This window comes from Methylobacterium sp. FW306-05-D (assembly GCF_058782155.1).
The window spans coordinates 1-1,695 of sequence record NZ_JBYSXL010000166.1; the positions used below are offsets into that span (position 1 = coordinate 1).

The following is a 1,695-nucleotide window of genomic DNA, read 5'->3' on the forward strand; positions in this document are numbered from 1 at the left end:
GAGCCGGGGTGAGGGCGGGGGCGCTGTCGGGGAGCGGCACCGGCACCCAGGGCGGCGTGACGATCGCCGGGACCGCCCCGCGCGGACGGTAGGCGACCGTCCCGGGCAGGTTCACGGGCTCCAGCATCGCCGCGATGGCGGGGTTCGGCTCGGCATGCCCGATGAGGAGCCAGCCCTCCGGGGTCAGGCGCCGGCCGAGGGCGCGCACGATGCCCAGGACGGTGTCGGCCTCGAAATAGATGAGCACGTTGCGGCAGAGGACGAGGTCGAACTCCGCCAGGGGCGGGGTGGTCCGGGCGTCCAGGAGGTCCATCAGGTTGCGCCGCTCGAAGCGCACCATGCGTCGGAATTCCGGTCGCAGGGCGTAGGTGCCGTCCCGACCCGGCCCCGCGACGGCCGGGCCGGGCAGGAAGTAGCGCAGGCGCTCGCCCGGCGGCAGGGTGCGCAGGGCCCAGCGGCCGTAGATCCCCGCCCGCGCGGTCTCCAGGGCGGCGGTGCTGATGTCGGTGCCGAGGATCGAGACCCGCCACTCCGGCAGGGCGGTCCCCAGGAGTTCGTGCAGCAGGATGGCGATCGAATAGGGCTCGGCCCCGGTGGAGCAGCCGGCGCTCCAGACACGGAGCGTGCGCTCGGCCGCGCGGCCGGCGAGGAGGGCCGGCAGGATGGTGGTGCGCAGGGCCGCGAACTGCTCGGCGTAGCGAAAGAAAAACGTCTCGCCGATGGTGATCTCGGCCTCCAGGGCCGCCCATTCCGGGCCGCCGGTCAGGCGATCGTCGAGGCAGGCGCCGTAGGCTGTCGCATCGGCGACCCCGAGGATCCGGAAGCGCTTGCGCAGGCGGTCGAACAGCAGGTCGTCCTTGTCGGCATAGTAATGGTGGCCGGTGCGGGCGATGATCCGGGCCTTGAGGGCCGGGAAGCCCGGATCGACCTCCGGGCCGGAGCGCGGCGGACGGGTCATGGGCGCTGCATGCCGGGTCGCGACCGGGCTCAGGCCATCGACAGTGCGGCGAGGCGCTCGGCCGCCGCATCGGCCAGGGCCGAGAGCCGCGCCCGCTCCTCCGCCGTGAGGAGGTTGGCCAAGCCGAGCACGTGGATCAGCCCGTCGTCCCGGGCGATCTCTCCGACGACACAGCCGTTCAGGGTCCGCTCGGCCGCGAGCGGACGGAGCGCGGGGGCCTCGACCGTGATCAGGTCCTCGACGCGGTCGACCAGGAATCCGGTGGTCCCCGGCGCATCGAGCAGAATATGCCGGTAGGCCTCCATTTCCGGGCGGACGGCCTGCGCCCCCAGGCCGAGGAGACGAGCGAGGTCGACCACCGGGACGGGGCTTCCGCCGAGATTGAGGAACCCGGCGAGCGGGCCCCCTCCGGCCGGCGGCGCGTGCAGGTCCGGCAGCGGCAGCACCTCGCTCACGGACGTCCGCGCCAGCGCACAGGTCACGCCCGCGACGTCGAGGAGGAGGAAATCGCTGGTCTCGGACAGGGGCGGGGTCCTCGCAGGCGGGGCAGGCCCGGAGAGGACGACCCCAGGCTCCCCGTCGTGATAGGACGGCGATGCCCGGCTGGGCAAATACGAATCCGTGCCCCAATCTCGCCCGTGCCCTCGCGGGCGCCACCACGCACGCTCAGAGATCCTCAGAACCCCGCGCCCATGCGCCGGGCCCCCCGCCCCAGGAGTTTTCCGCATGTCCCGACC

At 73.5% G+C, this 1,695-nt stretch carries 2 protein-coding genes; both read right to left on the minus strand.

What is annotated here, in order from left to right:
- A partial coding sequence (locus AC3WLN_RS24010; protein ID WP_492485487.1) for a CheR family methyltransferase occupies positions 1 to 958 on the minus strand: 958 nt, incomplete at its 3' end.
- A 29-nt stretch (positions 959 to 987) separates the two neighbouring features.
- Entirely contained in the window at positions 988 to 1,482 is a 495-nt protein-coding gene (locus tag AC3WLN_RS24015) for a chemotaxis protein CheW (protein ID WP_492485489.1), read from the minus strand.
- Positions 1,483 to 1,695: the final 213 nt, after the last annotated feature.